General features: G+C 44.8%; 1 pseudogene. It reads left to right on the forward strand.

The features are described 5' to 3' along the window. Positions 1 to 22: 22 nt before the first annotated feature. Positions 23 to 326 (forward strand): annotated as a pseudogene (locus AAEZ00_RS20790) (hypothetical protein); the annotation flags it as partial.

Consider the following 326-nt stretch of genomic DNA (forward strand, 5'->3'; position numbering starts at 1 on the left):
TCTACACAGAAGAGCCGCTAATATGCTATTAAATCGCTATATCACCACACTGTTTTCGCCATTATCCATACGCCGCTTTTACAAGTATTTCAGTCGGGGTTTATTGGCCATTTTGATGCTACTGCCACTGACTACCAACGCGACACAAGTTGATACCTCATCGAATAGCCCTGTAACGCCACAAGTTCGAGTTGGACTTCACGGCATGCTATTGTTTGGCAGTGAATATGGTTTATTTGCCTCGCATTTACCGATGTTTCACCTCCCACATAATGCCCAAGTCGTGTTGCAACTAACCTTTGATGATCCTCAGATCAACACAGCGG

Source organism: Shewanella sp. S1-49-MNA-CIBAN-0167, assembly GCF_040310145.1.
Classification (GTDB): domain Bacteria; phylum Pseudomonadota; class Gammaproteobacteria; order Enterobacterales; family Shewanellaceae; genus Shewanella; species Shewanella psychromarinicola.